Source organism: Arthrobacter sp. RIT-PI-e (assembly GCF_001187915.1).
Lineage (GTDB): Bacteria > Actinomycetota > Actinomycetes > Actinomycetales > Micrococcaceae > Arthrobacter_D.
Map to the genome: position 1 here is coordinate 14,458 of NZ_LGIU01000045.1, position 25,974 is coordinate 40,431.

The 25,974-nt window shown below is 67.4% G+C and carries 17 protein-coding genes and 2 pseudogenes; 15 read left to right on the forward strand and 4 right to left on the reverse strand.

Annotated features, from left to right (window positions below):
- Positions 1-24 precede the first annotated feature (24 nt).
- Positions 25-825, reverse strand: coding sequence for a LysM peptidoglycan-binding domain-containing protein (locus tag AC792_RS05420; RefSeq protein ID WP_152916038.1), 801 nt, complete (start codon positions 823-825; stop codon positions 25-27).
- 117 nt (positions 826-942) lie between these two features.
- Between AC792_RS05420 and AC792_RS16880 the strand changes: the two genes are divergently transcribed.
- The gene (locus AC792_RS16880; protein WP_049829556.1) at positions 943-1,503 is read left to right on the forward strand and encodes a hypothetical protein; all 561 of its coding nucleotides are present in this window, start codon (positions 943-945) and stop codon (positions 1,501-1,503) included.
- 73 nt (positions 1,504-1,576) lie between these two features.
- Here the strand turns inward: AC792_RS16880 and AC792_RS05430 are convergent, their stop codons facing one another.
- Complete coding sequence (locus tag AC792_RS05430; RefSeq protein WP_049829557.1) at positions 1,577-1,804, reverse strand: helix-turn-helix domain-containing protein; 228 nt, start codon at positions 1,802-1,804, stop codon at positions 1,577-1,579.
- 182 nt (positions 1,805-1,986) lie between these two features.
- Here AC792_RS05430 and AC792_RS05435 point away from each other — a divergent pair, with 182 nt between their 5' ends.
- The 5 genes and pseudogenes from AC792_RS05435 (at position 1,987) to AC792_RS05450 (ending at position 10,468) form a co-directional block, all read left to right on the forward strand.
- The gene (locus tag AC792_RS05435; protein WP_235436408.1) at positions 1,987-2,643 is read left to right on the forward strand and encodes an SAF domain-containing protein; all 657 of its coding nucleotides are present in this window, start codon (positions 1,987-1,989) and stop codon (positions 2,641-2,643) included.
- On the forward strand, positions 2,640-3,968 hold the full coding sequence (locus AC792_RS05440; protein ID WP_049829558.1) for an AAA family ATPase: 1,329 nt from the start codon (positions 2,640-2,642) through the stop codon (positions 3,966-3,968). The genes AC792_RS05435 and AC792_RS05440 overlap by 4 nt, the downstream gene beginning before the upstream one ends.
- A gap of 46 nt (positions 3,969-4,014) precedes the next feature.
- A pseudogene (locus AC792_RS18165) lies at positions 4,015-4,479 on the forward strand (hypothetical protein); the annotation flags it as partial.
- 209 nt (positions 4,480-4,688) lie between these two features.
- Positions 4,689-8,852, forward strand: a pseudogene (locus AC792_RS05445) (NAD-glutamate dehydrogenase domain-containing protein).
- Between the two features lie 140 nt (positions 8,853-8,992).
- The gene (locus AC792_RS05450) at positions 8,993-10,468 is read left to right on the forward strand and encodes a sensor histidine kinase (protein ID WP_049829559.1); all 1,476 of its coding nucleotides are present in this window, start codon (positions 8,993-8,995) and stop codon (positions 10,466-10,468) included.
- A gap of 128 nt (positions 10,469-10,596) precedes the next feature.
- Here AC792_RS05450 and AC792_RS05455 read toward each other — a convergent pair whose 3' ends face one another.
- Positions 10,597-10,845, reverse strand: a complete 249-nt coding sequence (locus tag AC792_RS05455) for a WhiB family transcriptional regulator (protein WP_043441485.1) — start codon at positions 10,843-10,845, stop codon at positions 10,597-10,599.
- Positions 10,846-11,085: 240 nt separating this feature from the next.
- On the opposite strand from AC792_RS05455, the gene AC792_RS05460 reads away from it, so the two are divergent.
- Complete coding sequence (locus tag AC792_RS05460) at positions 11,086-11,520, forward strand: hypothetical protein (protein WP_152916039.1); 435 nt, start codon at positions 11,086-11,088, stop codon at positions 11,518-11,520.
- Here the strand turns inward: AC792_RS05460 and AC792_RS05465 are convergent.
- Entirely contained in the window at positions 11,483-15,643 is a 4,161-nt protein-coding gene (locus tag AC792_RS05465) for an FtsK/SpoIIIE domain-containing protein (RefSeq protein ID WP_152916040.1), read from the reverse strand. The genes AC792_RS05460 and AC792_RS05465 overlap by 38 nt on opposite strands.
- 213 nt (positions 15,644-15,856) lie before the next feature.
- On the opposite strand from AC792_RS05465, the gene glf reads away from it, so the two are divergent.
- The 8 genes from glf (at position 15,857) to AC792_RS05505 (ending at position 25,973) form a co-directional block, all read left to right on the forward strand.
- Positions 15,857-17,044: a UDP-galactopyranose mutase gene (glf, locus tag AC792_RS05470; RefSeq protein WP_049829562.1), complete on the forward strand. Its 1,188-nt coding sequence runs from the start codon at positions 15,857-15,859 to the stop codon at positions 17,042-17,044.
- Positions 17,041-19,062, forward strand: a complete 2,022-nt coding sequence (locus tag AC792_RS05475; protein ID WP_049829563.1) for a glycosyltransferase — start codon at positions 17,041-17,043, stop codon at positions 19,060-19,062. The genes glf and AC792_RS05475 overlap by 4 nt, the downstream gene beginning before the upstream one ends.
- A gap of 1 nt (position 19,063) precedes the next feature.
- Positions 19,064-19,957 carry an ABC transporter permease gene (locus AC792_RS05480; RefSeq protein WP_049829564.1) on the forward strand — a complete coding sequence of 298 codons (894 nt, stop codon included), beginning with the start codon at positions 19,064-19,066 and terminating at the stop codon, positions 19,955-19,957.
- Entirely contained in the window at positions 19,954-20,691 is a 738-nt protein-coding gene (locus tag AC792_RS05485; RefSeq protein ID WP_049829565.1) for an ABC transporter ATP-binding protein, read from the forward strand. The genes AC792_RS05480 and AC792_RS05485 overlap by 4 nt, the downstream gene beginning before the upstream one ends.
- A 33-nt stretch (positions 20,692-20,724) precedes the next feature.
- A complete protein-coding gene (locus AC792_RS05490) occupies positions 20,725-22,761 on the forward strand; it encodes a DUF6541 family protein (RefSeq protein ID WP_235436410.1) in 2,037 nt (678 codons plus the stop codon).
- Positions 22,762-22,922: 161 nt separating this feature from the next.
- Complete coding sequence (locus tag AC792_RS05495; RefSeq protein WP_049829567.1) at positions 22,923-24,212, forward strand: nucleotide sugar dehydrogenase; 1,290 nt, start codon at positions 22,923-22,925, stop codon at positions 24,210-24,212.
- A gap of 76 nt (positions 24,213-24,288) precedes the next feature.
- Positions 24,289-24,885, forward strand: a complete 597-nt coding sequence (locus AC792_RS05500) for an acyltransferase (protein ID WP_049829568.1) — start codon at positions 24,289-24,291, stop codon at positions 24,883-24,885.
- Entirely contained in the window at positions 24,882-25,973 is a 1,092-nt protein-coding gene (locus AC792_RS05505; protein WP_049829569.1) for a DegT/DnrJ/EryC1/StrS family aminotransferase, read from the forward strand. Before AC792_RS05500 ends, AC792_RS05505 begins: the two co-directional genes overlap by 4 nt.
- The last annotated feature ends 1 nt before the right edge of the window (position 25,974 follow it).

Consider the following 25,974-nt stretch of genomic DNA (forward strand, 5'->3'; position numbering starts at 1 on the left):
TCCGGAGGAACGGTCGGCCGGGTGTCAGCCGGGGGGAGGGGTGAGAACCTGCCCCGGGATCAACCGGGAGGGGTCCTCACCGATGGTCGACCGGTTCGTCTCGAACCATGCCGGCCAGGCCTCGGCGATGTCGGCCGCCGTGGCGAGGGGACCGAGCTGCCCTCCGACGATCGACCAGAGGGAATCGCCGTCCGTCACCACGATCTCCGTGGCGCGGTGTTCGGTCCTGGTCCCCTGCCTGAGGAGGAGGCCGCCGTCGACCGGGAGGGGAGCCGGTCTCCACGCGGGGGAGACCGGCACGGAAGCCTTCTCGTGGTCCGGCGTGTCCGCTGCGGAAGGCCCCTCGGCCACGGTGCGCATGCCCGTGGCCGGGGGGAGGGTGTCCGCCGCCCACGCCTGCTGTGCGGCGCCGGGGGACAGCACCTCCACCACCGCCGACGGTCCCGACGATCCGGACCCCGAGGATCCGGCCGCGGGCGGAGCGGCCTGGGCCACGGCGGGCATCGCGAGCAGGTTGATCCCCAGGAAGGCGACCGCGAGACGGCGCATCAGGGCGGGGGTGAAGCGGGAGAGCACCAGGGCCGCCCGGGTGCGTCCCCGTCCGGCCAGGAGCTCGACGACGACGGCCAGGGCCAGGGTGAGGATCCAGGCGGCCATGACGCCCAGTCCCAGCACCGACAGGCCCAGGCCCAGCAGGTCCTCGACGCCGAGCCGTCCCAGCTCACCGTGATGCCGGTACAGCAGGGTGAGACCCGCCGTCGCCATCCCGACCCCGCACCCCAGGATCAGTCCCGCCTGTACTGCGTCACTCGTCCGAACACGCATCAGATCTCCCTTCCGGGATCAGTTTGATGCAGTTTGGTGTGATTTGTCCATACTTCCTTCCGTTCGATCTATTTTGTCCTCGTTGACCTCGTCCGGTTGCCCTCCTACATTGGGACCATGCGCTGGGATTCCCTCTTCGACGACCTCGAGTCGCAGCTGCACGCGGCCTCCTCGGCCCAGCAGGAGAGCGAGATCAGGGAGCGCACACGCTCCGAACAGGCGCGTCTGAGCCTCGCGCAACGACTGGGTGGGCAGGTGGGACGGCAGATCGCGGTGACCACGGCCGCCGACCGCTCCGTGCACGGCATGCTGACCAACGTGGGGGCGCACTGGCTGATGATCGCCGTGGAGGGCCGGTCCACGGTGGTGCCGTTCGCCTCCCTGCAGGTCGTCCGAGGCCTGGGGCGTGCGGTGGGGGGACCTCTAGGGGTGGTCGAGGCCCGGCTGGGACTCGGTTCGGTGCTGCGGGCGCTCTCACGCGACAGGGCGCCGGTGGCCGTGTGGCTGGGTCCGTCCCGTACGCGCCTCACCGGGATGATCGACCGGGTAGGTGCGGATTTCATGGAGCTGGGTTCCGGGTCCGGCGATGACACCGGCGCCCGGGGTGCCGCGCGGGAGGCACTGACCGTGCCGTTCACCGCGATCGACTCGATCGATTCCTCGACCCCGCCGGAGTGAGGCCGGCGTCCGCCGGACGGAGCCGCGCGTCTCCGTGCGGTCGATCCGGATCCGGTGGGTGGGCCGTCCGGGCTCAGGACAGGGGCGTACTGTCCGCATCGCTCCGGAGCGTGGACGCCGTCCTCTCGTAGGCCTTGGCGATGTACTCCTCGAGTACCCGTGTTTCGCCCCGCCACTGTCCGCGACCACCCACTTGGATCGCGGGGAGTTCGCCCGAACGCACCAGTGCGTAGGTCTGCGACGAGCTGATGTTCAGTACTTCGCCCACGTCCGCGAGTGTGAGAAAACGCCGCTCGGCCACGGATCCGCCCTTCCTTCGTCTTCGGTTCCGTGTCCAGTGTGCCATTTCGACGGGGGCGGATCCCGGTATCCACACGTCGACTTCCTCTGCTGCCGGTCGGTTCCCTTCGGGGTCGATGTGCATCACAATTGCTGACGGGAGGGGCCGTCCCTTCGCGGCACCGCACTTCTGGGGGGACGATCGTGAGCATCGACGAACGAGCACCACGGGTGGCCACCGACGCCCCCCGGCTCAAACGGCCCTCGTGGAAGGACCCGCGACTGCTCATCGGACTTCTCCTGGTCCTGGCCTCCACGGCGGGTGTGATCGCCCTCCTCGACAGTCAGGACACCAGTACCGAGGTGTACTCGGCACGCGAGGACATCCCGGTCGGGTCGACGCTGAGCGAGGAGGACTTCGTGGCGGTCCCCGTGCAGCTCGGCGACGCCGCGGACACCTACCTCCCGGTCGCCGGAGGGTTCCCCCCGAACGCCGTCGCCACCAGGCTCGTCCCCCGGGGTGAGCTCGCGCCCTCGTCCGCCCTCGGTACCGCCGACCAGCTGGATCGCAAACCCGTCGGCCTCTCCGTCGAGTCCCCCCCGCCCCGCGGTACCTCGGCGGGGGACCGCGTGGACGTCTGGGTGTCGCCCCGCACGGACCGGAACACCTTCGAGGAGCCGCGGCTGCTGCTGGAGGCGGCCGAGGTCTCCGAGCTCACGGTCGGGGAGTCCGCGCTCGGTTCCCGTTCCGCCACGCTCGTCCAGATCCTCGTGGGCGACGCCGCGATGCCCGAACTCCTCGACGCCCTGTCCAACGAAGCCCGCATCGCCGTCGTGCTGAACCCGTCCGCGGGTTCATGAGTATTCCGGTCGTCACGCTCGGGTCCCTGGCCAGCGCCTTCGTCCCGGGGCTCGAGCAGTTGCGCGGCCCCGTCACCGTGGTGCGCCGCCGCGACGAGCTGAACGAGCTCGTCGCGGCCTGCCAGGCGGGTCTGGCGCGGGCGGCCATCCCCGCCCCCGGGGCCCCCGGCCCGACGGAATCCCTGGTGGAGCGGCTCCGGTTCACCGGAGGCGTCCTCATCGCCCTCGTGGACGAGCCGGGCGCCGAGGGCCCCGCGCGGGTGGGGGGCGCGGCCTCCGCCCGGGTCCCCGCCCCCCCCGCCGAACTCGCCGAAGCGGTCTCGCAGGCGGTGGACCGTTTCGAGGCGGAGGAGAGAGGTCCCCGCGGCTCGGCCGCGGACGCCGACCCGCCGGGTCTCGCCGAGCCCTTGCCCCCCCGGCTCCCGGTGCCCGACGACGCGCCGGGCAACGGCGCGGGGATCGCGGTCTGGGGGCCCCCAGGCGGTCCCGGCCGGACCACCGTCGCGATCAACATGGCCGCGGAGCTCGCCGCGGCGGGCACCTCGGTGCTCCTGGTGGATGCGGACACCTACGGGGCCGGCATCGGCCCCTCCCTCGGCCTGCTCGACGAGTCGGCGGGGCTGGCGCAGGCGTGCCGGCTCGCCGACCAGGGTGCTTTCCGGAGTGCTGCACTCGGTCGCATCGCCCTGAGCATGGCGATCAAGGGTGGGCGCCTACAGGTGCTCACCGGCATCACGCGGCCGGACCGCTGGCCCGAACTGCGCCCGGCCGCACTCGCACACGTCCTCGAGGCGGCACGCTCCCTCGCCGCGGTGACGATCATCGACTGCGGGTTCTGCCTGGAGGCCGACGAGGAACTGAGCTTCGACACCCTCGCTCCCCGCCGCAACGGTGCCGCACTGCGGTGCCTCGAACTGGCGGACTCGGTCATCGCGGTGGGGGCCGCGGACGCGATCGGTGTGCCCCGCCTGGTGAAGGCGCTGAGCGAGCTCGCCGAGGCCGTCCCCACCGCCGCGCCCCGGGTGGTCCTGAACAAGGTGCGGGCAGGGGCGGTGGGTCGCGGTCCGGAGGCCCAGCTACGGGAGGCGTGGGAGCGCTTCGGACCGGCGTCCGGCATCACCGCCTTCCTCCCCTCGGATCCCGCGGCCGCGGACCGCGCGCTCCTCGCGGGTACCACCCTGCTCGAGACGGCGCCCACCTCGCCCCTCCGCGTGGCGATCGCCGGTCTCGTCGACGTACCTGCCCAGGAGGTGCGCCGACGCGGGTCCGGCCTGCTGTCGCGCAACGTGAAGTTTGCGGGCAACCCCGATAGTCTTCCCCGGTAATGGGCCGCGACGAGGCGGCCGTCATCTCGGTACGGAGGCTCTTCCCATGTCGCCTGGATCCAGCACAACGGATCGGTCAAGCTCGGACACGGCTGGGGAGGACTTCGTAGGTCACTATTTCGAGCACCTCGCCGGTGAGGACGCCGCAGGCCATCCCCCGGAGGACCTCCGCCGGTGGGCCCTCGCCCACCGTGCGCTCGCCGAGGTCCGCGAACCGGGTACCGCCGTCGTCGACGTCCTGGACCAGGGCACCTCCAGCGTCGTCATGATCGTCACGGACGACATGCCCTTCCTCGTGGACTCCGTCACCGCCGAGCTCGTCCGGCAGAACGCGGCGATCCGGCTCGTGGTCCACCCCACCTTCCTCGCCGTGCGCGAGCGGACCTCCTCCGCGCTGGCCGCGCTCCGCGAGGTGCCCTCGAGCGCCGGTGCCTCCAGCGGTGACACCGCAGCCCTGCCGAACATCGGTGCGCTCGTCGGGTCGTCGGACAGCTCGGCGACCATCGAGTCGTGGATCTCGGTGGAGGTCACGCGGCTCGCGGACGACGCCGCGAAGGAGGCCGCACGCAGCGGGCTCCTCCGGGTCCTCGCCGACGTCCGGGCCGCCGTCGAGGACTGGCCGGCCATGCGGGCCCAGGTCCGCGCGGTCGGGGCGTCGCTGCCCTCCATCACGGGGGCGGGGGACATCCCGGACCTGCGCCAGGCGCAGGACCTGCTGCTGTGGCTGGACGACGGCAACTTCACCTTCCTCGGCTACCGGGAGTACGAACTGGTCCCCGACGCGGCGACGGGCGCGGACACCCTGCGGGTCAGGAGCGGCAGCGGGCTCGGTCTGCTGAGGCAGGGGTCCGACGGCCATCCGCTCCAGCAGCTCACCGCCGCGGGCAGGGCGAAGGCGCGCGACCGCCGGGCCCTGGTGATCACGAAGGCCAACTCGCGCTCCACGGTGCACCGGGCCGCGTACCTCGACTACATCGGCGTGAAGAGCTTCGACGCCCAGGGCAACGTGAACGGCGAGCGCCGGTTCATCGGCCTGTTCGCCACCAGTGCGTACACGGCGTCCGTCCGCGACGTGCCGCTCGTCCGGGACAAGGTCACCGAGGTGCTGCGAAGCTGCGGCTTCCCGCCGGACTCGCACTCGGGCAAGGATCTGCTGACCATCCTCGAGACGTATCCGCGGGACGAGCTCTTCCAGATCGAGGCCCCCGACCTCGTCACCACGGCGCTCGGGATCCTCCGCCTGCAGGAGCGCAGGCGCACCCGCTTGTTCCTGCGCCCGGACGTCTACGGGCGCTTCATGTCCGCACTCGTGTATCTTCCCCGCGACCGGTACACCACCAGTGTGCGCCTGCGGATCGAGGAGGAGCTCCGGAGCGCGCTCCACGCCGAGTCCATCGACTTCAGCGCACGTATGAGCGAATCGGCCCTCGCGCGGCTGTTCTTCCGGATCCGGCTGCAGCGCGGCACGGAGATCCCGCGCATCGACGCCGCACAGTTGGAGGAGCGGCTCGTCCAGGCCGCGCGGTCCTGGTCCGAGGGCTTCGTGGAGGTGGCCCAGCAGCGCTTCGACCAGGACGCCGCGCAGCGGCTGTCGAGGCTCTGGGCGGAGTCCTTCCCGCCCCGCTACCGGGTGGACTACGAGGTGGAGGACGCCCTCGAGGACGTCGCCCGGTTCGAGGAGCTCGCCGGCACCGACAACGACCTGTCCCAGCTGCACGTCTACGTGCCGGCGCACGAGCTCTCGGGCGGGGAGGACGCGCGGCTGAAGCTCTACCTCCCGAGCGCCAGGAGCCTGACGCAGATCCTGCCCTACTTCCACAACCTCGGGCTGGAGGTGCTCGACGAACGCCCGTTCGAGATCACCCGGGCCGACGGCCGCTCCTTCTTCCTCTACGACCTCGGGCTGAAGTACCCGGCGAACGTGTCCCCTCTCGGCACCGCCACCCTGCTGCAGGACGCCTTCCGTGCGGCCGTCGCGGGTGAGAGCGAGTCGGACCCCTTCGAGCGGCTGGTCCTGAGCGAGGAGCTCGGCTGGCGGCAGGTCCTGATCCTGCGTGCCTACGCGAAGTACCTGCGACAGCTGGGCAACACGAACTCCTACGGGTTCGTGGCGGACACCCTGCTGCGGAACCCGGAGGTGAGCCGTGCGCTGATCGCCCTGTTCCTGGCACGCTTCGACCCGGATCTCGACGCCGACCGCACCGCTGCGACGGAGGACGCGCGTGCTGCGCTCGACGAGGGGCTGGAGAGGGTGCCCACGCTCGACGCCGATCGCGTGCTGCGCAGCTTCGCCAACCTGATCGAGGCGACCTCGCGCACCAACTACTTCCAGGACAAGCGCCATGTGAGCTTCAAGTTCGACACCGGGAGCATTGACGGCGCGCCCTTCCCGCGTCCCGAGTACGAGATCTGGGTCTACTCGGCGCAGGTGGAGGGGGTCCACCTGCGCTTCGGCAAGGTGGCCCGCGGCGGGCTGCGCTGGTCCGACCGCCGGGAGGACTTCCGCACGGAGGTCCTCGGCCTCGTGAAGGCGCAGACCGTGAAGAACGCGGTGATCGTGCCCACCGGGGCCAAGGGCTGCTTCTTCCCGAAGCAGCTGCCCGACCCCGCGGCCGACCGCCAGGCGTGGCTGGCCGAGGGGCAGGCGAGCTACCGGACCTTCATCCGGGGTCTGCTCGACATCACGGACAACGTGATCACCAACGGGACCGCCGAGTCGGTCCTGCCCCCGGCGCGGGTGATCCGGCACGACGACGACGACACCTACCTCGTGGTCGCCGCGGACAAGGGCACGGCGTCGTTCTCCGACATCGCGAACGAGCTGTCCGCCGAGTACAGCTTCTGGCTCGGGGACGCCTTCGCCTCCGGTGGTTCCGTGGGGTACGACCACAAGGCCATGGGCATCACGGCGCGGGGCGCCTGGGAGTCGGTCAAGCGCCACTTCAGCGAGTTCGGGGTCGACACCCAGACCGAGGACTTCACCGTGGTGGGGGTGGGTGACATGAGCGGGGACGTCTTCGGCAATGGCATGCTCCTGCCCGAGCACAGCCGGCTCGTCGCGGCGTGCGCCCCCCGCCACATCTTCCTGGCCCCCACCCCGGCCGCGGCGCGCTCCTTCGCGGAGCGTCGCCGCCTGTTCGAGCTGCCGCGCTCGAGCTGGCAGGACTACGACACCTCGCTGATCAGCGCCGGCGGGGGGGTGTCCCCCCGCCAGGCCAAGTCGATCCCGGTGTCCGCCGAGGTGCGCACCGCACTCGGTCTCGAGGAGGGGGCGGCCCGGCCGAGCCCGCCGGAGCTGCTGCGCGCCTCCTGCGGCCTCCCGCCGATCTGCTCTACAACGGCGGGATCGGGCCCTACGTCAAGGCGGCCGCCGAGCCCCACGCCCAGGGGGGCGGGCGGGCGAACGAGGCCATCCGAGTGGACGGGGGCGAGCTGCGCGTCCGGGTGGTGGGTGAGGGAGGCAACCTCGGGCTGACCCAGCAGGGGCGGATCGAGGCGGCGCTGTCCGGCGTCGTGCTCAACACGGACGCCATCGACAACAGCGCCGGTGTGGACTGCTCGGACCACGAGGTCAACATCAAGATCTTCGTGGATCGGATGGTGCGGGCCGGGCGGCTCCAGCGGGAGGAGCGCGCGGAGTTCCTGCACTCGATGACCGACGAGGGGGGGCGCCTGGTCCTGCAGGACAACATCGACCAGAACGTGCTCCTGCTCAACGACCGCCGACGGGTCGCCGAATGGAGCCCCGGCTACGAGCGCATGATGGACTGGCTCGAGCAGAAGGGCGACCTCGACCGCTCCCTCGAGGCGCTGCCCACCACCGCACAGCTGCGCCGTCGCCTCGACTCGGGGCAGGGTCTCACTTCACCGGAGCTCTCGGTCCTCGCGGCCTACGCGAAGATCGAACTCACCAGGGCGCTGTCGGCCAGTACGCTCGCCGACGACCCGTACTTCCGCGGGACCCTGCGCCGCTACTTCCCCCGGCAGCTCGTGGAGCGGTTCGACGACCTGCTCGACACCCATCCGCTGCGTCGCGAGATCATCTCCACGGTCATCGCCAACGACATCATCAACCTCGGGGGGATCACCTTCGCCTTCCGGGTCCTCGAGGAGACCTCGGCGCCCGAGGCCACGATCGCGCGGGCCTTCGTGGCGCTGCGCGAGATCTACTCGTTCGACGACACCCTGGGACACCTCAGCTCCCTGCCCGCCCATTTCCCCACGGAGCACTGGTCCCTGGTGCACCTGGACCTGCGTCGTCTCCTCGACCGCTCGACCCGGTGGTTCGTGAACCACGTGGACCAGGGCGTACCCGTGGAGGAGAACATCCGCGCCTTCCGACCGTTGGTCGCACCCCTGCGCTCCCGCCTGCCCGAGTTCCTGCGCGGCGGCGACCTCGAGCGGGTCCGGGAGGGCATCGTGACCGCGGAGGAGTGGAGGCTGCCGGAGGTGCTCGGACGGACCTGGGCGGAGCAGTTCGAGACCTTCGCACTGCTGGACATCGCCCTCAGCTCGCGGAAGGTCGACGAGCCGATCGAGGACATCGCGCGTGTGTACTACGCGGTGTACGACCGCTTCGAGGTGGACGACCTCCTCGAACGGATCACGAAACTCCCGAGGGCCGACCGCTGGCAGGCCCTCGCCCGGGCCGCCCTGCGCGACGACCTCTACTCCACCGTGGCGGACATCACGGTGGCCGTGCTGCACGCGTCCCGGCACCTGCGGGAGCACGATGCCGGTGAGCGGCTACTGGCCTGGCAGGAGCAGAACGCGGACCAGCTCGAACGGGCCGGCACCATGTTCGCGGACGTGAACATGCTGGAGCGCGACGACATCTCCTCGCTGTCGGTCGCCCTGCGCCTGCTGCGCTCGATCGTCCGCTGACCTCCCCCGGTGCGGGTCCTCCGGGCGGAGGCTCCGCACCGGGACCCCGCGCCGGTCCCGCCCGTCCCACGGGCAGGGTCCGGTGACACCCCGGCGCCGTCATCCCCGACGGCGCCGGACCGAGCGACGTAAAGGACCCCATGGCAATCTTCACCGACCCCATCCGCGAGTACGCGGGGTTCGAACCCGGCGACGCGGAGTGGCTCCACCTCCTGGTGGGGGACTGGCAGATGGTGGCGGATCTCGCCTTCGCCGATCTGGCCCTGTGGTTCCCGCTCGACGGCGGCGGATACGTGGCCCTCGCCCACGCCAGACCGTCCACCTCCCACACCGTGTTCCACAGCGACTTCGTCGGCGAGCGCATCCGCGCCGATCTCCAGCCGCTCGTCGAGCTCGCCTGGGAGTCGCAGCGGATCGAGCGCTCCAGCGAGACGAACTGGACGGCCGAGACGGCCATGCGCGTGGAGGCCGTCCCCATGGTCCGCAACGGCCGGACCCTCGCCGTCGTCACCACCCACATGGACCTCTCGAGCTCCCGGATGCCGTCCCGGCTGGAGCTCACCTACCGGCAGTGCGCCTACGACCTCCTGCGCATGGGCACCCTGGGCCTCTGGCCGGACTTCGCGACGCCGACGGGTTCCCGGCGCGGAGCACCGCGGGTGGGTGACGGACTGATCCGTCTCGACGCCGACGGTGTGGTGCAGTACGCCAGTCCCAACGGGGTGTCCGCGTTCCGTCGGCTCGGTGACGTGGAGACCCTCGAGGGCAGGCCGCTCGCGGAGATCACCACGGCCCTGCTGAAGGACCGCCGCATGGTGGACGAGACGCTCCCGCTCGTGGTGACGGGGCGGATGCCGTGGCGGACCGAGATCGGGTCCAAGGGGGTCAGCCTCTCCCTCCGGGCCATCCCGCTGCGGGACGAGAAGGAGCGGTTCGGGGCGCTCGTGCTCTGCCGTGACGTCTCCGAACTGCGGCGCCGGGAGATGGAACTCGTCTCGAAGGACGCCACCATCCGGGAGATCCACCACCGGGTGAAGAACAACCTCCAGACGGTGGCGGCCCTCCTGCGCATGCAGTCCAGGAGGATGGTCAGCGAGGAGGGGAAACTCGGCCTCGAACAGGCGATGCGGCGCGTCTCGACGATCGCCCTGGTCCACGAGACGCTGTCCCAGGGCCTGGCCCAGAGCGTCGACTTCGACGAGCTGATCTCCCGGCAGTTCCGGCTCTCCGCGGAGGTGGCATCGCCGTCACAGGCTGTGCGCACCGAGCGCAGCGGGGACTTCGGTGAACTGCCCAGTGACCTCGCGACACCGCTCGCCCTGGTGATCAACGAGCTGGTGACCAACGCCGTGGAGCACGGACTCTCCGGCCGCACCGGGACGGTGTGGCTGAACGCGGATCGACGCACCGAGAAGGACGGCGAGGAGATCCTGCAGGTCACCATCGCGGACGACGGCGTGGGCCTACCGCCGGGAGGTCACGCCGAGGGGCTCGGCCTGCAGATCGTCAGAACGCTCGTGACGAGCGAGTTGAACGGCACGATCGAGTGGAGCACCCGCCCCGGAGGCGGTACGCAGGTGATGCTCGAGCTGGCGCAGCGTAATCCGGGTGGCTGAGCCCACCCGGCCGGGTACGACGAAGGGCCGCCCTCGAGGCGGCCCTTCGTCCGGTCCTGCTGTTCGTCCGTCCCCGCTCCGTGGCCGTTCCTCCGACCGGGGCAGGGCTCCTGCTGGGACGCGTGCGCCTACGAAGCCCGGCGCGCGCGAGCTGCGCGACGCTTGAGCGCACGACGCTCGTCCTCGCTCAGACCGCCCCACACGCCGGCGTCCTGACCCGACTCGATGGCCCACTGCAGGCAGGTGTCCTGCACCGGGCAACGACGGCACACGCTCTTGGCCTCCTCGATCTGCAGGAGCGCCGGCCCGGTGTTCCCCACCGGGAAGAAGAGCTCGGGGTCCTTGTCCAGGCAGGCTGCGCGACTACGCCAATCCATGGTGATCACATTCTCCTTCAGCCTCGCGCAGCGTGATCTTGTGAAAAGATTCACGAGGGGGCTCATAGTAAAGGGGCCATAAGTGGCCCCCCGATTTTCGACTGCTTTTAAGGCTGTCACGTTACCAACGGGTAAACAAGGGTTTCACCGCGCTTTCTGGCCCCACGGGTGAGTGCTTTGTCACAGATGGGGTCCGATTCCCGCCGTGGCGGGAGACGTACGGTCCGGTAGGGTTCGAGCATGGCTCCGGTTCCAAGCCCCGTCCCCGGCCCTGGCCGGCCGCCCCGACCGCGCGGCGTCCTGCTGATCTGCCTGATCCTGCTCCTGGAAGCGGTCGCCGCGGGCGTGCTCGCCGTCGGCTTCGTCGGGACGATCTTCTCGGCCGCCACCCTCTCGGTCGGTGGTTCCGTGTTCATGGCCGTGCTGCTGGTACTGCTCGTCGCCGGGCTGGTCACGATGGTGCGCAAGCTGCTGGCCGGGTTCCGCTGGCCGCGTGCCCCCTCCCTGGTGCTCCAGCTGTTCCTGGTGATCCTCGCCTTCCCCTACTTCTCGGACGGCAACCCCGTGATCGGTCTGCTGCTCCTGGTCCCTGCGGCGGGGGGCATCGTCGCGCCCTTCTCGAGGCCGGTGGTGCAGTTCACCGTACGGACGAACGGAACGCAGACGATGCTGTGAGCCGTGCCGGAGGACGGTGGGCACCTGCGTCCCCGGGATCGTCCTCACCGGCGAGGGCGAGCTGGATCTCCGTGGCGCCCGACGGCTCGCAGACGAATCCCCGGCCCCGGATCGGCGGCCCGTCGACGTCCAGACGGTGCCCGAAGAAGTCACCCTCCGAGGGTGAGCGTGGCATGAGCACCAGGCCCCGTCCCGAGGCGCGGGCCTGGAGCGCGAGCGGCACCCGGCTCAGGAGCGACGGACCCGGGGCTGCGGCCAGCACCGCCGTGGCACCGCGGCCCACCAGGCCGGAGAGGAGCTGCTGCACGTCCGCGGGCAGACGGTCCACGTCGTCCACCAGGAGGAGCCGGTTCTCCGGGGTCCCGGACCCCGGACCATCCATGGCCACGCTCCTCCAGAAGTCCGCGGCCCCTGTGTCCCACCGGGGTGGGAGGACCACCCGCCGTCCTCCTACCTGCCGGGCGGCGGTGCGCGCCAGGACCCGGAGGGCGTTGCTGCGACCCGATCCTGCTGCTCCGAGCAGCAGGTGGGCCTCACCCCCTCCGAGAGTGAGCCGGAACGGTTCCAGGTCATCACCGTGGACCCCCAGCAGCAGTCCCGGGGCCTCGGGGGGAGCGGACCCCTCCAGCTCCTCGAGATCGTGGATCCGCACCTCACGGGGGAGCGCGTGCACGGGGAAGGGTGCGTGCAGGGGCGGCCGCACGGCGCGAGGTGGTGGTGCCGGAGCGATCAGGAGCTGACATGCGCCGTCACCCCACCGTCCGGTGAACGGGCCCTGGGCGAACCCCCGACCCGGCAGGGCATCGAGGGCCGGCAACCGGGGCCAGGTCATCGTGGTCTCCGGGTGCGCCCCGAACGGTAGGTACACGCGATTCGGCACCAGCGCGAAGAAGCGGGCCGTGGTGACCTCCCGGTCACCGCTCAGGAGCACTGTCACGCCGTTCTGTGCGCCGTCCCGCACGAGGGTGTGGAGGTCCTCCTCCGCCCCTGCGAACCTGCCCTGCCGGAACTGACCGGTCCAGCGTCCCCACCCCGTGACGGCCAGGACGATCGGTGGGGCGTCATCGGCGCGCAGGGTGAGATCACGCAGGCGTGCGAGGACCCGGGCGGCACGTCTGGTCTCGCGGGCCTGGATCCTGGCCCCGACCTGCGCGGACGCGGGCCACGCGGCGAAGGTACCGTCACCGTCGAGGAGGTAGGCGTGTGCATCCGGGGTCTGGCGCAGGAAGACGGCCAACGCCGTGGCGAGTGCACCGGTGGCGCCGCTGCCGGGAAGACCCACGAGGGCCAGGTGGGAGTGCCGTACGGGGTCCCAGAGCAGGCTTCGCTGTTCCTGCCGGTCGGGGAAGTCCGCGATGCCGAGCGGTACGGAACCGGGTGTCTCGGATGTGTCGGACGCCACGGGATCCGCGGGCAGGACGCCCGCGCACCGTGCAGGCGTCAAAGAGGATGGGAGGGGCGGCAGGATCGGTGCGTGCCGATGCGTCGGGCCGGGCTGGGCGAGGGCGGCAAGCGTGAGCTGTCCGACGACGTCGGGCAGGATCTCGGCGGAACGCTCGCCTCCCGGTGCGGTCATCGTGAGCGGGGCGCTCCGGTCCTGGCGGGGATCGGACGTGGCACTGCTGTTCTGCACGGCACTCCCGACTGCTCGGACGTCGTCGCCTACGCCCGCCCACGAGGCCTGCGAGGTCACCGCCCCGAGGTGCACGGCGAAGTCCTCCACGCCCGAGGAGGGATCCTCCCCGGGCAGCTGCGAGCAGGAGCCGACCTGGAAGAGGATCGGCGCCTCGGTACCCCTGCGCAGGAACGCCCGTCCGGGGATGTCCACCGGGAGGTCTGCGGCTGCCCCCGAGCCCAGCAGGTCCTGCGACTCCATCGCGGTCTGCACCCGCAGCACGACCGACGAGGTGATGTTCGCCCTGATGTCCGGGGTCACCGCACCCTGGGCCCGCTGCGTCGCGAGGATCAGGTGCACGCCCAGTGATCGGCCCAGCGCGGCGATCTTCATGAGATCCGGTACGGCCGTCGGTACCTCGTCGCTGAGCATCCGGAACTCGTCGATCACCACCGCGAGGCGGGCAGGGCAGTCGGAGGGTGCTGCTCTGCGCAGGGCGTCGAGATCATGGACGCCCTGATCGGCGTACAGGCGCTCCCGCCGTCGTAGCTCGGCCCGCAGGGAGGTGAGTGCTCGGGCGGTGGACTCGGAGGAGAGATCGGTCAGGCTGCCCACGCAGTGAGGGAGCCCCGCGAGCACGCCGAGCCCGGAACCGCCCTTGTAGTCCACGAGGACGAAGTTCAGCTGTTCGGGTGGCTGGTCGAGGGCCAGGGACAGCACCAGGGTGCGCAGGAACTCCGACTTCCCCGAACCCGTGGTCCCCGCGACGAGCACGTGCGGACCGTCCTTGACGAGATCGAGGACCACGGGTCCCCTCCCGGACCGGCCGAGCCGCGCCGTGGGGTGCTCCGGGACGGAGGATCCCCAGAGCCCGCCCACCGTGGATGCGAGCTGTCCCGGCAGGAGGGTCTCACCCCACAGGGATGCGGTCCGTGGAAGGGCCCTGCTCGCGTGATGCACCGGTACCGTCGCCCCGTCACGCGGCGTCGTACCCCGGCCCGGAACCGTCGTGCGCCCCAGGGCTCGTGCGGTGCGCTCGAAGGATCGCGCGGAGACACCGTCGACCGCCACCTCGTGGACCGAGCCGTGGGTGAGGACGCGCGCAGAATCCCCCATGATCACCATGCCGTCGTGGGAGCCGTCCGGGCCCGTCCGGGCGCCCGGACGAAACCGTACGGTCAGGACGCCCGGCAGCGTATGGCCCCCGGGCTCGGCTGCGGAGAACTGGAGGACCACGCGCGCCCCGGTCTCTTCCACCAGGGGCCGCACCCGCTGTGGATCGGTCGTGAGGTGCACGTTCGGCAGGAAGCGCGCGTGCGTCGGCAGATCGCGAGCTTCCCCCCAGCACACCACCGGAACACCGCCGGCCCGCGGGTGGGCGAGCTGCAGCAGGAGGGCCCGGGCGAGCGCGTGGACCGCGGCCGGCTCACCGCTGACCGTGAACGGGTCCATGGTGCTCCCCGGCTTCCCGGCCGGGCAGGGGAGCACGAACGGCAGGCCGGGCAGCCGTGGCGGGGGGGAGGTGGCCTGCTCCTGCTTCACGGACAGCTGTGCCGGCTGGTCGGCGGTCCCCAGCCTCAGCAGCACCTGCCCGGGACGGACCCGGGCCATGGGTCGCGGAGCGGAGGCCGGGCCATAAGAGGCGCGCAGGGCGTCCACCGCCGTCTGCCCCGGGTCGGGAACCGCCCGGACGCGCCGCAGAGCGCCCTGGGAGGCGGCGTCCCGGACGGCCTCCCTGAACACCGTCGCATTGGGGGGGGAGGGCGGGGGGGGAACGGGGCCCGTCGCCGCCGAGAGCGCACTGAAGGCGAGGAAGAACCACATGCCGGGGGTCACGGCCAGAACCACCCCCAGCACGAGCGGCAGGGACGCGGCGAGCAGCGGGACCCGGGGGGGGGGGGCGGGCATGGCGGGGCCCACCTGCAACGGCTGCAGCAGGTCCGGCCCACCGGGGCCGTCCCAGCCCTCGTCATCGAGGAACTCGAGCCGGCAGGTACTGGATCCGAACCGGAGTTCTGCCGCGACGGTGATGACGGCGGAGTCGATCGGGGTGTCGTCGACATGGGTGCCGTTGGCGGAGCGGAGGTCCTCGAGGAGGATGTGGTCCTGGGCGACGGTCAGCCGTGCGTGCCGGCGGGAGAGCGCCGGGTCCGCGATGACGATGTCGCCGACCTCGCGTCCGATCGTGTAGTGACCGCGCGTCAGCGGGACCACCTGCCCGGCATCGGGCCCCGTCCGCACCACGAGGACGAGGTGGGGCGGCGTCGGGGAGGTCCCGGAGGCGTCCGGCGCGCCGGACACCACCGTGGCCCCGTTCATGAGTGCTCCCTGGTGCGGGACCAGTCCGTGCAACGGAACGCCGTCCACCGAGAACGGTCCGGGGACGCCGGCTCGTTCCAGGCGCTCGCACAGCACCGCGCCGGTGGGGATCCTGATCGTGTCCACGACGATCTCCTGTGCAGGCCGGGCGCTCGGGGGAGCACTCGCCAGGGTGACGTGAAGATCCACAGGAGCCTCCGTTCAGGGTTACCAGGAAGGCTAGAGCGGAACTGTCGCATGATGGTGGGTGCGTGTGCCGATGTGGACAACTCGGTGTACCCAATAGAGCGAGGACGAAGTATCAGAGGAACGCTGGTCGCAAACCCTTCTCAGAACGTCGGGTAGCCTTAAGCCGCAGATCGCCGTCGTTGGCGACTGCCAAAAATCAACCCAGGAGCATTCGTGAACGTTGACCTCGTCGTCGTCGGTTCAGGCTTTTTCGGCCTGACCATCGCTGAGCGGGCGGCCACCCAACTCGGGCTTAAGGTCGCCGTCCTCGATCGCCGTCACCACATCGGTGGGAATGCCTACAGCGAGAACGAGGCACGCACCGGGATCGAGGTGCACCGCTACGGTGCTCACCTCTTCCACACCTCCAACGAGCGGGTGTGGGACTACGTCCACAACTTCACGGAGTTCACGCAGTACGTGCACAAGGTCTACACGCGCCATAAGGGCGAGGTGTATCCCATGCCGATCAACCTCGGCACCATCAACCAGTTCTTCCGTGCAGCCCTCGGACCCGCAGAGGCGCGAGCGTTGATCCAGGAGCAGGCCGGCGAGCTCGCCGGCACGGATCCGCAGAACCTGAACGACAAGGGCATCCAGCTCATCGGCCGTCCGCTGTACGAGGCGTTCATCAAGTACTACACGGGCAAGCAGTGGCAGACCGACCCCAAGGACCTGCCGGCGGAGATCATCTCCCGGCTCCCCGTGCGCTACAACTACGACAACCGGTACTTCAACGACAAGTACGAGGGTCTTCCGGTCAACGGGTACACCGCCTGGATCGAGCGGATGGCGGACCACCCCAACATCGACGTCCACCTCAACATGGACTTCTTCGACGAGGGCGGCGAGTACTCGCGCTCGTCCACGCTCGGACAGGTGCCCGTCGTCTACACCGGCCCTGTCGACCGATACTTCGACTACGCCGAGGGGGATCTCTCCTGGCGCACCATCGATCTCGAGGAAGAAGTACTCCCTGTGGAGGACTTCCAGGGATGCCCGGTCATGAACTATCCCGACGAGGACGCTGCCTACACCCGGATTCACGAGTTCCGCCACTTCCACCCGGAGCGCGACTACACGAAGGATGCGACCGTCATCATGCGGGAGTACTCGCGTTTCGCCGAGAAGGACGACGAACCGTACTACCCGATCAACACCACCGACGACCGCTCGAAGCTCCTCGCCTACCGCGACCTCGCCAAGGGTGAGAAGTCGGTGTTGTTCGGCGGACGGCTGGGCACCTACAAGTATCTCGACATGCACATGGCGATCGGGTCCGCACTGTCCATGTTCGACAACAAGCTCGCACCCCACTTCACGTCGGGAGCCAAACTCGAAAGTGGGGGCGTGGACGCATGACGCAGATCTCTCAAGCCGCGGTGTCGACGGATGATGCGGAAGCACAGAGTCCTCAGTGGCACACTCTGCAGCGGGTGGTTCTGCCGCAGCAGGACCAGATGGATACGGCCGCGCTGTACCTCGATACCGGTAGTGCTTTCGGAATCCAGGTGAGTACCAATGACGGAAGCGCGGTCGAGTCGTCCACGGGGTCGAGCTCAGGATCCGTGGCCGATTCCACTCGTGAAGTCCACGTCGAAGATTTCCGATCTCGCCGATCGACGTCGGTACGCCCAGGTGAACGCGTATCGTTCGGGTCTTACTTCAATGCATTTCCGGCGAGCTACTGGCGCCGATGGACCACTCTCCAGAAGGTGCGACTGCAGGTCCGCACCGAAGGTTCAGGAGTGGTCTCGGTCTACAAGTCCAATGCCCGTGGTGCCCTCCAGCACGTCGAAACGGCCAGGGTGGACGGAACGACGACGAGTACGTTTGACCTGTCCCTCCAGCCCTTCGGTGACGGAGGCTGGTACTGGTTCGATCTCGTCGCCGGAAGCAGAACTCTCGTGTTGCACGATGCCGACTGGCTCGCCGGTGGTGAAGAGCCGAGAAGAGGCGCCGTGACCCTCGAGATCACAACCCTTAACAAGCCGGACTTCTGCCTCAACAATCTCGAGATTCTCGCGGCGAACCCCAGCGCGATCGGGGATGTGCACGAGATCCTCATCGTCGACCAGGGTACCCAGAAAGTAGTGGATCAACCGGGGTTCGAAGCCGTGCGAGCTCAGTTGAAAGGAAAGCTGAGGATCATCGACCAGGACAACCTTGGCGGTTCCGGTGGATTCGCACGGGGCATGTTCGAAGCGGTGGAGAACGGGAGCGACTTCGTACTGCTGCTGGACGACGACGTCGTGGTGGAACCGGAGAGTATCCCCCGTCTCGTATCATTTGCGACGCATTGCAAGTCGCCCACGATAGTCGGCGGGCACATGTTCGATCTTTACAACCGGACTGTCCTGCACACGTTCGGCGAGATCGTGAACCCGTACCGGTTCCAACCCGATCAGCCCCTCGACGAGCAGGTCCTCGGACATGATTTTGCTCGGTCGAACCTGCGGCACACGCCATGGCTGCATCGTCGCGTGGACGTCGACTACAACGGGTGGTGGATGTGCCTCATTCCTACCTCCATCATCCGTGAGATCGGCCTGTCACTACCGGTCTTCATCAAGTGGGACGACGCCGAGTACGGGCTTCGCGCGAAGAAGGCCGGTTATCCTACTGTCTCGATGCCAGGAGCCGGCGTGTGGCACGTCTCTTGGATCGACAAGGACGACATGGTCGGCTGGCAAGCCTACTTCCACACCCGCAACAGAATCGTCGCAGCGCTCCTGCACAGCCCGTACGAGCACGGCGGGCGGGTCGTCCGGGAATCGGGGTATTCGGACATCAAGCATCTCGTTTCCATGCAATACCACACGGCGCGAGGCCGCGTGATGGCCATGCGAGACGTCTTGGAGGGACCGGGCCAGCTACACGGCATTCTTGCCACGAAGTTGCCCGAGATCCGCACGATGGCCAAGAACTACTCGGATGCACAGGTGCATCCTGACCCTGACATGTTCCCGACTCCGAAGATGGACAAGCCTCCACGTAAGGGGCAGGGTTTCCGAGCACCGTCCTATACAACCCTCGTTCCATGGGCCGTGAAGACGATTGTTCGGCAGCTCAGCTCACCGGTGTCCATGTCGAGTCAGGAACGACCACAAGCGTTCGTCGCCCATCAGGACAACAAGTGGTGGCGTATGTCGCAGTACGACAGCGCGATCGTCTCCAACGCAGAGGGCACAGGGTCGTCCTGGTACCGACGTGACCCGCGTGAGATGCGGGGGCTTCTTGTCGAGGCCGCTCGACTGAACGCAGAGATTCTTCGCCGGTGGCCGAGCCTGCGCGAGCAGTACCGGGAGGCGTTGGAGGACATCACCTCCTTCGAGTCATGGAAGAAGACCTTTGAGTCCCACTCGTCAAAGGGCCAGTGACATGGCCACTGCGGAGTTGATGACGCCGGGCTTCGGCGGCGGCCTTCGCGATGTCCTGCGCTCGCGCTACCTGCTGCGTCTACTCGTCGCCAAAGAGCTGAAGGTCCGCTACCGGGGTTCCGTCCTGGGACTTCTATGGTCGTACGTTAAGCCTGGGGTCCAGTTCATTGTCTTCTGGTTCGCGCTCGGAATCTTCCTCGGCATGAACAGAAACACCGAGAACTACCCGATCTACCTGTTTTCCGGCATCGTGCTCATCAACTACTTCAATGAGGCGCTCGGCAATGCCGCGCGCTCTATCGTCGGCAACGGTGGTCTGATCAAGAAGATCTACCTACCACGGGAATTGTTTCCCGTGGCATCCGTCTGGGTTTCTGCAGTTCACTTCGTTCCTCAGCTCGTCGTGCTGCTGATCGCCTGTGTCATCGGTGGGTGGAACCCCGGTCCTGTACAACTTGCCGCGGCGGTAGCCGGATTTACTATCGTGACATTGTTGGCTGTCGGCCTGGGTCTGTTCTTCGGGGCAGTCAATGTGTATTTTCGGGACTCCGAGAACTTCGTCGACATGTTGTTGATGATCGCTACCTGGGCCTCACCTGTCCTATATTCGTGGACGATGGTCCGGGACGGGCTCTTCGATGCGTTCGGGGCCAGTACCGGAGGTGTCTTGCATACCATTTATCAGGCCAACCCACTGACCATTGCGGTCGAGCTGTTCCATTTTGCCTTCTGGATGCCGACGACAACCTCACCCCGCACAGACCAGCTACAGGCTGTTCCTCCTGACATCCTGGATCTGTGGACCCCGATCGGAATAGCGACAGCAATCGTCGTGCTCATTGTGGGGCAATTCACCTTCCGGCGCCTTGAGGGCCGATTCGCCCAGGAGCTATGACAGTGACTATTGCAGTTGACGTGCAGTCGATCTCCAAACAGTTCGTCCTCCGGCACACCCGCTCCATCAAAGAGGCTTTTGTCTGGATCATGAAGGGTCGCAAAGGCGATCTATCGCAGAAGTTCCACGCATTGGATGGTGTGTCCCTCCAGGTGCATCAGGGTGAATCGGTGGCGCTTCTCGGCCTCAACGGTTCCGGGAAGTCGACCCTGCTCAAACATATCTCGGGCGTCATGCTCCCCGACGGCGGTTCTGTGCGCACACGAGGGAGGGTTGCCGGCCTCATCGAGGTGGGTGCTGGCTTCCACCCCGATCTCAGTGGGCGCGACAACGTGTACCTCAACGGTGCCATCCTCGGCATGACCGAGCAGCAGATCAATGAACGTTTCGAGAGCATCCTGGACTTCTCGGAGATCGGGCAGTTCATCGACACAGAGGTCAAGTTCTACTCCTCCGGCATGTACCTACGACTCGCCTTCTCGGTTGCCATCCACACGGACCCCGAGATCTTCCTCATCGATGAGATCCTGGCGGTGGGTGACGAGCCATTCCAGAAGAAGTGCTTGGACAAGATCAAAGAATTGGGGGATGCAGGTAAAACCCTCGTCGTCGTGAGCCATGATCTGGACCTCGTATCGAAGGTATGTCGGAGAGGTGTGCTCCTCGATCATGGTCGCGTGGTTCTCGATGGGGCCGTGGAAGACGTGGTGGCGTCCATGAGGGGTCGTCATTAAGTCAGCAGCCGCACCGATCTGGCCACACACCCGATGAGCTGGGTGACCACCGTTCCAGTTGCTGTTGCGATGCTGGCCGTGTTCTTCCTCCCCGGTTTGGTCCTGGCCTTCGTCGGACGGATGCGGGGTCTGGCAGCATTCGCCGTGGCACCTGCCCTGTCCTTGGCACTCGGGGGTATCGGCGCGATCCTCCTCGGGTTCGTCGGCATCCGGTGGAGTGTATGGAGCTATATAGGTATCACTGCGGTGGCAGTCTTGATGGGTGTGCTCCTGACGCATTTCTTCCGCGCGCGGAACCGCGCTCCGATCGGAGAAATCGCGGAGCGGGAGACCGTTTCTAAGGCCGAGCGATCGCGAGCGGTACGGCGCATGCGCCGTTTCGCTCCGCTGGTGGGCGTCGTCATTGCGGCGGTCGTCAGTTTCGCGCCCCTTCGGGACGGAATGAGGAGACCGGATTACCCAGCGCTGACCTGGGATTCCGTCTATCATCACAGCGCCATTCGGTACATTCTCGATACCGGAAATGGGTCGAGTCTCACCCTCGGTGCAGTGGCGACGAACAACGACGCGCCAGCCTACTACCCGGGTGCGTGGCACGATCTCGTGAGCCTCACCGTCGGCAGTCTACCCATCTCGGTCAGTCTGAACGTCGCTGCCCTCGTGTTGAGTTGCATCATATGGCCGCTATCCATGGCCTACCTTGCACGGGTCGCCTTCCCGAAGCACACGTGGCTACCCCTCCTCGCGCCGATCATCGCATCCGGTTTCGTGGCATTCCCGGCTCGTATGATCTCGTACGGAACGGTATGGCCGGCGGCAATGGGAACAGCTCTGGTCCCGATGCTGATCGGGCTGACGCTCACAGTCACCTCCCGAAGCACGGACGCCGCAGCCCGGCGCCGTCTGGCTCTGATCCTTGCTGCAGCACTCGTCGGTGCGGCTCTGTGCCATCCCACGGCACCTATCGCGGCGGTCTTTCTCTCCGCTCCGTTCCTCATCCACCGCTACACCACGTCAGTGATCGCGCTGATCGAGCGAGGCAAGAGAATACGAGCGGGGCTCGGTGCCGCACTTCCGCTGCTCGGCATCGTACTTGTATGTGCGGCAATCGCGATTGTTCCCCAACTACGGTCGGTCTTCTTCTTCGAAACGACCCCTGTAGGTCCGGCGACTGATGCAATTGGTTCTGCGATCTTCGACACCATGCTGATGCCGCTGGTCCACGGTAACGAGGAGCCATTCTGGGTGGCCGGTCTGCTCGCATCCACCGGCGTCGTCATGACATTGATGCTGCGTGAACATCGTTGGGTCTCGGTCAGTTGGACCATAAGCATCGTGCTGTATGTCGCCGCAGCGGGGGAGCAGACGGTGCTTCGGCCGCTTGTCGGCTTCTGGTACTCCGATCCGGTGAGGCTGGGAGGACTGGTGCCGATCTTCACGAGTCTGTTGGCCTCATACGCGGTTCTTCGCACTGTCGAAGCCATGGTTTTGTTCGCAGCCCGGTCGAACGTGACACTACGTGAACCTGTCGCAGCGCTGGTGGCGTCCCTTGTCATCCTCGTCGGAATCGCGGCGCTCCTATACCCGCAAACAAAGGATTTCAGGACCGAGGAGCGTACTTCTCGCCTCGCGGCCGACTACTGGGAACACCTACAGTGGGAGGACGGACTCGCAAGTCTTCCAGAATTGAGATTCATCGAGCGTTTGGGGGAGGAGCTCCCTGAGGACGCCGTGGTACTGGGGGACCCGACGTCGGGTGCGGCGCTCCTGTACTCCCTGGCCGGTGTGGATACCGTCTTCAGGACGCTGTCTGGATCATGGGATGCCGACGCCAGATACCTCGGTAGAAATTTCAACCGCATCGACAGGAACCCGCGAATCTGTCGGTTGTTGGCAGAGTATGGAGTAACCCATTTCTACGACGACACTCGTCGGTATCTGCCGGACATCGTCCACCGGCGGGACATGGTTGGTCTGACGATCATCGGTGTGGATCGTGAAGACCTCAGACTGGTCGACACCAGCGGCGATGGAGCAAGGATCTACGAGATTGAAGCTTGTGATTCCTGAACAGTTGCCCCGTTTGACACCTATACGAGTGGGGAAGATATGACCTCGATCCCGATGGCGGATCCGTGGTCTCCGTCAAGGCGGTCGAGGTAGGGGTAACAACCTATAAGCTTGTCCAGGACCAACGGGAGAGCGCTGGCCGCTGACATGGAAGGTATTACGTGAAGATCGCAGTCATTGCCCTGGGTAAGATCGGACTCCCCTTGGCGGTGCAGTTCGCCTCGAAGGGGCACGAGGTGATCGGTGTAGATGTCAATCCGACCACCGTTGCTAACGTCAATGACGCGATCGAACCCTTTCCCGGCGAAGCGCATCTGCAGGAGATGCTGTCCGAGCTGGTGCCGGCAGGAAAGCTCCGTGCGACGACGAACTATGCCGAGGCCGTTCCCAGTGCCGACGCCGTCGTACTGGTGGTCCCGCTCTTCGTCGACGCGGACGCTAAGCCCGACTTCGGCTGGATGGACACCGCGACCGCTGAGCTCGCACGCCATCTCACACCCGGCACCCTGGTGTCCTACGAGACCACCCTCCCCGTAGGCACCACGCGTGATCGCTGGAAGCCCGCGCTCGAGTCCGGTAGCGGTCTCGTCGAAGGTGAGGACTTCCACCTCGTGTTCTCCCCCGAGCGGGTCCTCACCGGACGTGTCTTCGAGGACCTGCGCAAGTACCCGAAGCTGGTCGGTGGTCTGTCTCCCGCCGGAGCAGAAGCAGCGGTGAAGTTCTACGAGGCGGTCCTGGACTTCGACGATCGCCCTGACCTGGAGCGTGGGAACGGAGTCTGGGACCTCGGTTCGGCAGAGGCGTCGGAGCTGGCCAAGCTTGCCGAGACGACCTACCGTGATGTCAACATCGGTCTGGCCAACCAGTTCGCACGCTACGCTTCGACCGCAGGGATCGACATCTATCAGGTGATCGATGCATCCAACTCGCAGCCCTTCAGCCACATTCACCAGCCGGGTATCGCCGTCGGCGGACACTGTATTCCCGTGTACCCGCGGCTCTACCTCTGGAACGACCCCGCGGCCACTGTGGTGCGAGCCGCCAGGGAAGCAAACGCGGACATGCCAGACTATACGATCGGTTTGCTTGAGGGCGCGTACGGATCTCTGGAGCAGGCCCGAGTGGTCGTCCTCGGTGCGGCGTACCGTGGAGGCGTGAAGGAGACCGCCTTCTCGGGGGTCTTCGCGGCTGTCGAATCACTGATCGCCCGGGGTGCGGTTCCGCTGGTGCACGATCCCCTTTATACCGATGAGGAACTCGAGAAGCTCGGATTCACGCCCTACCATTTCGGTGAGCCGGCGGATGCCGCCGTCGTACAGGCGAACCATGCGGAGTACTCGGAGCTGTCCCCGGCAGATCTTCCCGGCGTCAAGGCGTTCGTCGACGGCCGTCGCGTCAGTAGCGCAGATCGGTGGGCTGGCGTGACTTATCGGGTGATCGGTAAGGCTTGACCGAGGACAGCAGCAGCGCGTCTCGCAGGAAGCGCGGTGGTGTTCTTGATGACGAACTACTAGGAAGAGGAACAGCGTGACCCTTGTAGCTGACACAGCCGATGTATCGCCCGACGCGATCGTGGGTGACGGCTCGAAGATCTGGCATCTTGCACAGGTGCGCGAAGGCGTCAGGCTCGGCGAGAACTGCATCGTCGGTCGCGGCGCCTACGTGGGCACGGGAGTCGAGGTCGGGGCAAACTCGAAGATCCAGAACTACGCCCTGGTGTACGAACCCGCAGTGCTCGGAGACGGCGTGTTCGTGGGTCCGGCAGTGGTTCTCACCAATGACACATATCCCCGCTCCATCACTCCCGAGGGAGACCTCAAGAGCGCCCACGACTGGATCCCGGTGGGCGTCACGGTGGAACGAGGTGCTTCGATCGGAGCCAGAGCGGTGTGTGTGGCGCCGGTCGTCATCGGAGCCTGGGCCACGGTCGCCGCAGGTGCGGTCGTCACGAAAAACGTGCCGGCCCACGCGCTCGTCGCGGGCGTGCCCGCGAAGCGCATCGGCTGGGTGGGGAGGGCGGGGCACCCCCTGAGGAACGACGGCGGGCACTGGATATGTCCCGAGACCGCTGAGGTCTACGAAGAATCGAACGGATCACTGACGCAGGTAGGGGTAGAGGCATGAGTAACAGATTCATTCCCGCAGCAAAGCCGATCGTCGGTGACGAGGAGCGCGCCGCGGTCGACGCCGTCCTGCTCTCGGGCATGCTGGCTCAGGGAGCCGAAGTCGCGGAGTTCGAGAAGGAGTTCTCGGAGGTGCTTCTCGACGGCCGCGGAGCCGTCGCCGTGAATTCCGGCACCACCGGACTCCACCTCGGTCTCCTCGCCGCAGGCATCGGGCCCGGCGACGAAGTCATCGTCCCCTCCTTCACCTTCGCGGCCACGGCGAACTCCGTCGCTCTGACCGGAGCCACCCCCGTGTTCGCCGACATCGAGCTTGACCACTACTGCCTCGACATCGAGCACGTGGCCAGTCTCATCACGGAGAAGACGAAGGGCATTATGCCGGTGCACCTGTACGGTCACCCAGCCGACGTGGCTGCGTATCGCTCGCTGGCCGACCAGCACAGTATCGCCCTCTTCGAGGACGCCGCCCAAGCACACGGCGCATCGCTCGGTGGCCACAAGGTGGGGACCTTCGGGGAGTTCGCGATGTTCTCCCTCTACCCGACGAAGAACATGACCTCGGGGGAGGGCGGTATCGTGTCGACGTCGGACCCTGCGATCGAGCGCCGCCTGCGGCTCCTGCGGAACCAGGGCATGGAGAAGCAGTACGAGAACGAGGTTGTCGGGTTCAATGCCCGGATGACCAACCTGCACGCGGCGATCGGCCGGGTCCAGCTGACCAAGGTGAACGGGTGGACGGAGCAGCGCCAGGCGAACGCGGCGTTCCTGACCGAGAACATTGAGGGAGTTACGACGCCGAAGGTCGCGGCCGACGCCGTCCACGTGTACCACCAGTACACCGTGCGCGTGGGAGAAGACCGAGACCGTTTCGCCGCCGCGTTGAAGGACGAGTACAACATCGGGTCGGGCGTGTACTACCCGATTCCGAATCACCGGTTGCCCTCGTTCGCACGTACCGAGGACCTTCCCAACACCGAGATCGCGGCGCAGGAAGTCCTTTCCCTGCCAGTCCATCCGTCCCTCGACAACGAGGACTTGGACCGGATCGTCACCGCGGTCAACGCGCTGGCGAAGGCGGGGGCCTAGC

Coding starts and splice junctions, on each gene's coding strand:
- AC792_RS05450 (WP_049829559.1), top strand. CDS start 8,993: ATGGCAATCTTCACCGACCCCATCCGCGAGTACGCGGGGTTCGAACCC.
- AC792_RS05455 (WP_043441485.1), bottom strand. CDS start 10,845: ATGGATTGGCGTAGTCGCGCAGCCTGCCTGGACAAGGACCCCGAGCTC.
- AC792_RS05440 (WP_049829558.1), top strand. CDS start 2,640: ATGAGTATTCCGGTCGTCACGCTCGGGTCCCTGGCCAGCGCCTTCGTC.
- AC792_RS05460 (WP_152916039.1), top strand. CDS start 11,086: ATGGCTCCGGTTCCAAGCCCCGTCCCCGGCCCTGGCCGGCCGCCCCGA.
- AC792_RS05485 (WP_049829565.1), top strand. CDS start 19,954: ATGACAGTGACTATTGCAGTTGACGTGCAGTCGATCTCCAAACAGTTC.
- AC792_RS05480 (WP_049829564.1), top strand. CDS start 19,064: ATGGCCACTGCGGAGTTGATGACGCCGGGCTTCGGCGGCGGCCTTCGC.
- AC792_RS16880 (WP_049829556.1), top strand. CDS start 943: ATGCGCTGGGATTCCCTCTTCGACGACCTCGAGTCGCAGCTGCACGCG.
- AC792_RS05490 (WP_235436410.1), top strand. CDS start 20,725: ATGAGCTGGGTGACCACCGTTCCAGTTGCTGTTGCGATGCTGGCCGTG.
- AC792_RS05475 (WP_049829563.1), top strand. CDS start 17,041: ATGACGCAGATCTCTCAAGCCGCGGTGTCGACGGATGATGCGGAAGCA.
- AC792_RS05505 (WP_049829569.1), top strand. CDS start 24,882: ATGAGTAACAGATTCATTCCCGCAGCAAAGCCGATCGTCGGTGACGAG.
- AC792_RS05420 (WP_152916038.1), bottom strand. CDS start 825: ATGCGTGTTCGGACGAGTGACGCAGTACAGGCGGGACTGATCCTGGGG.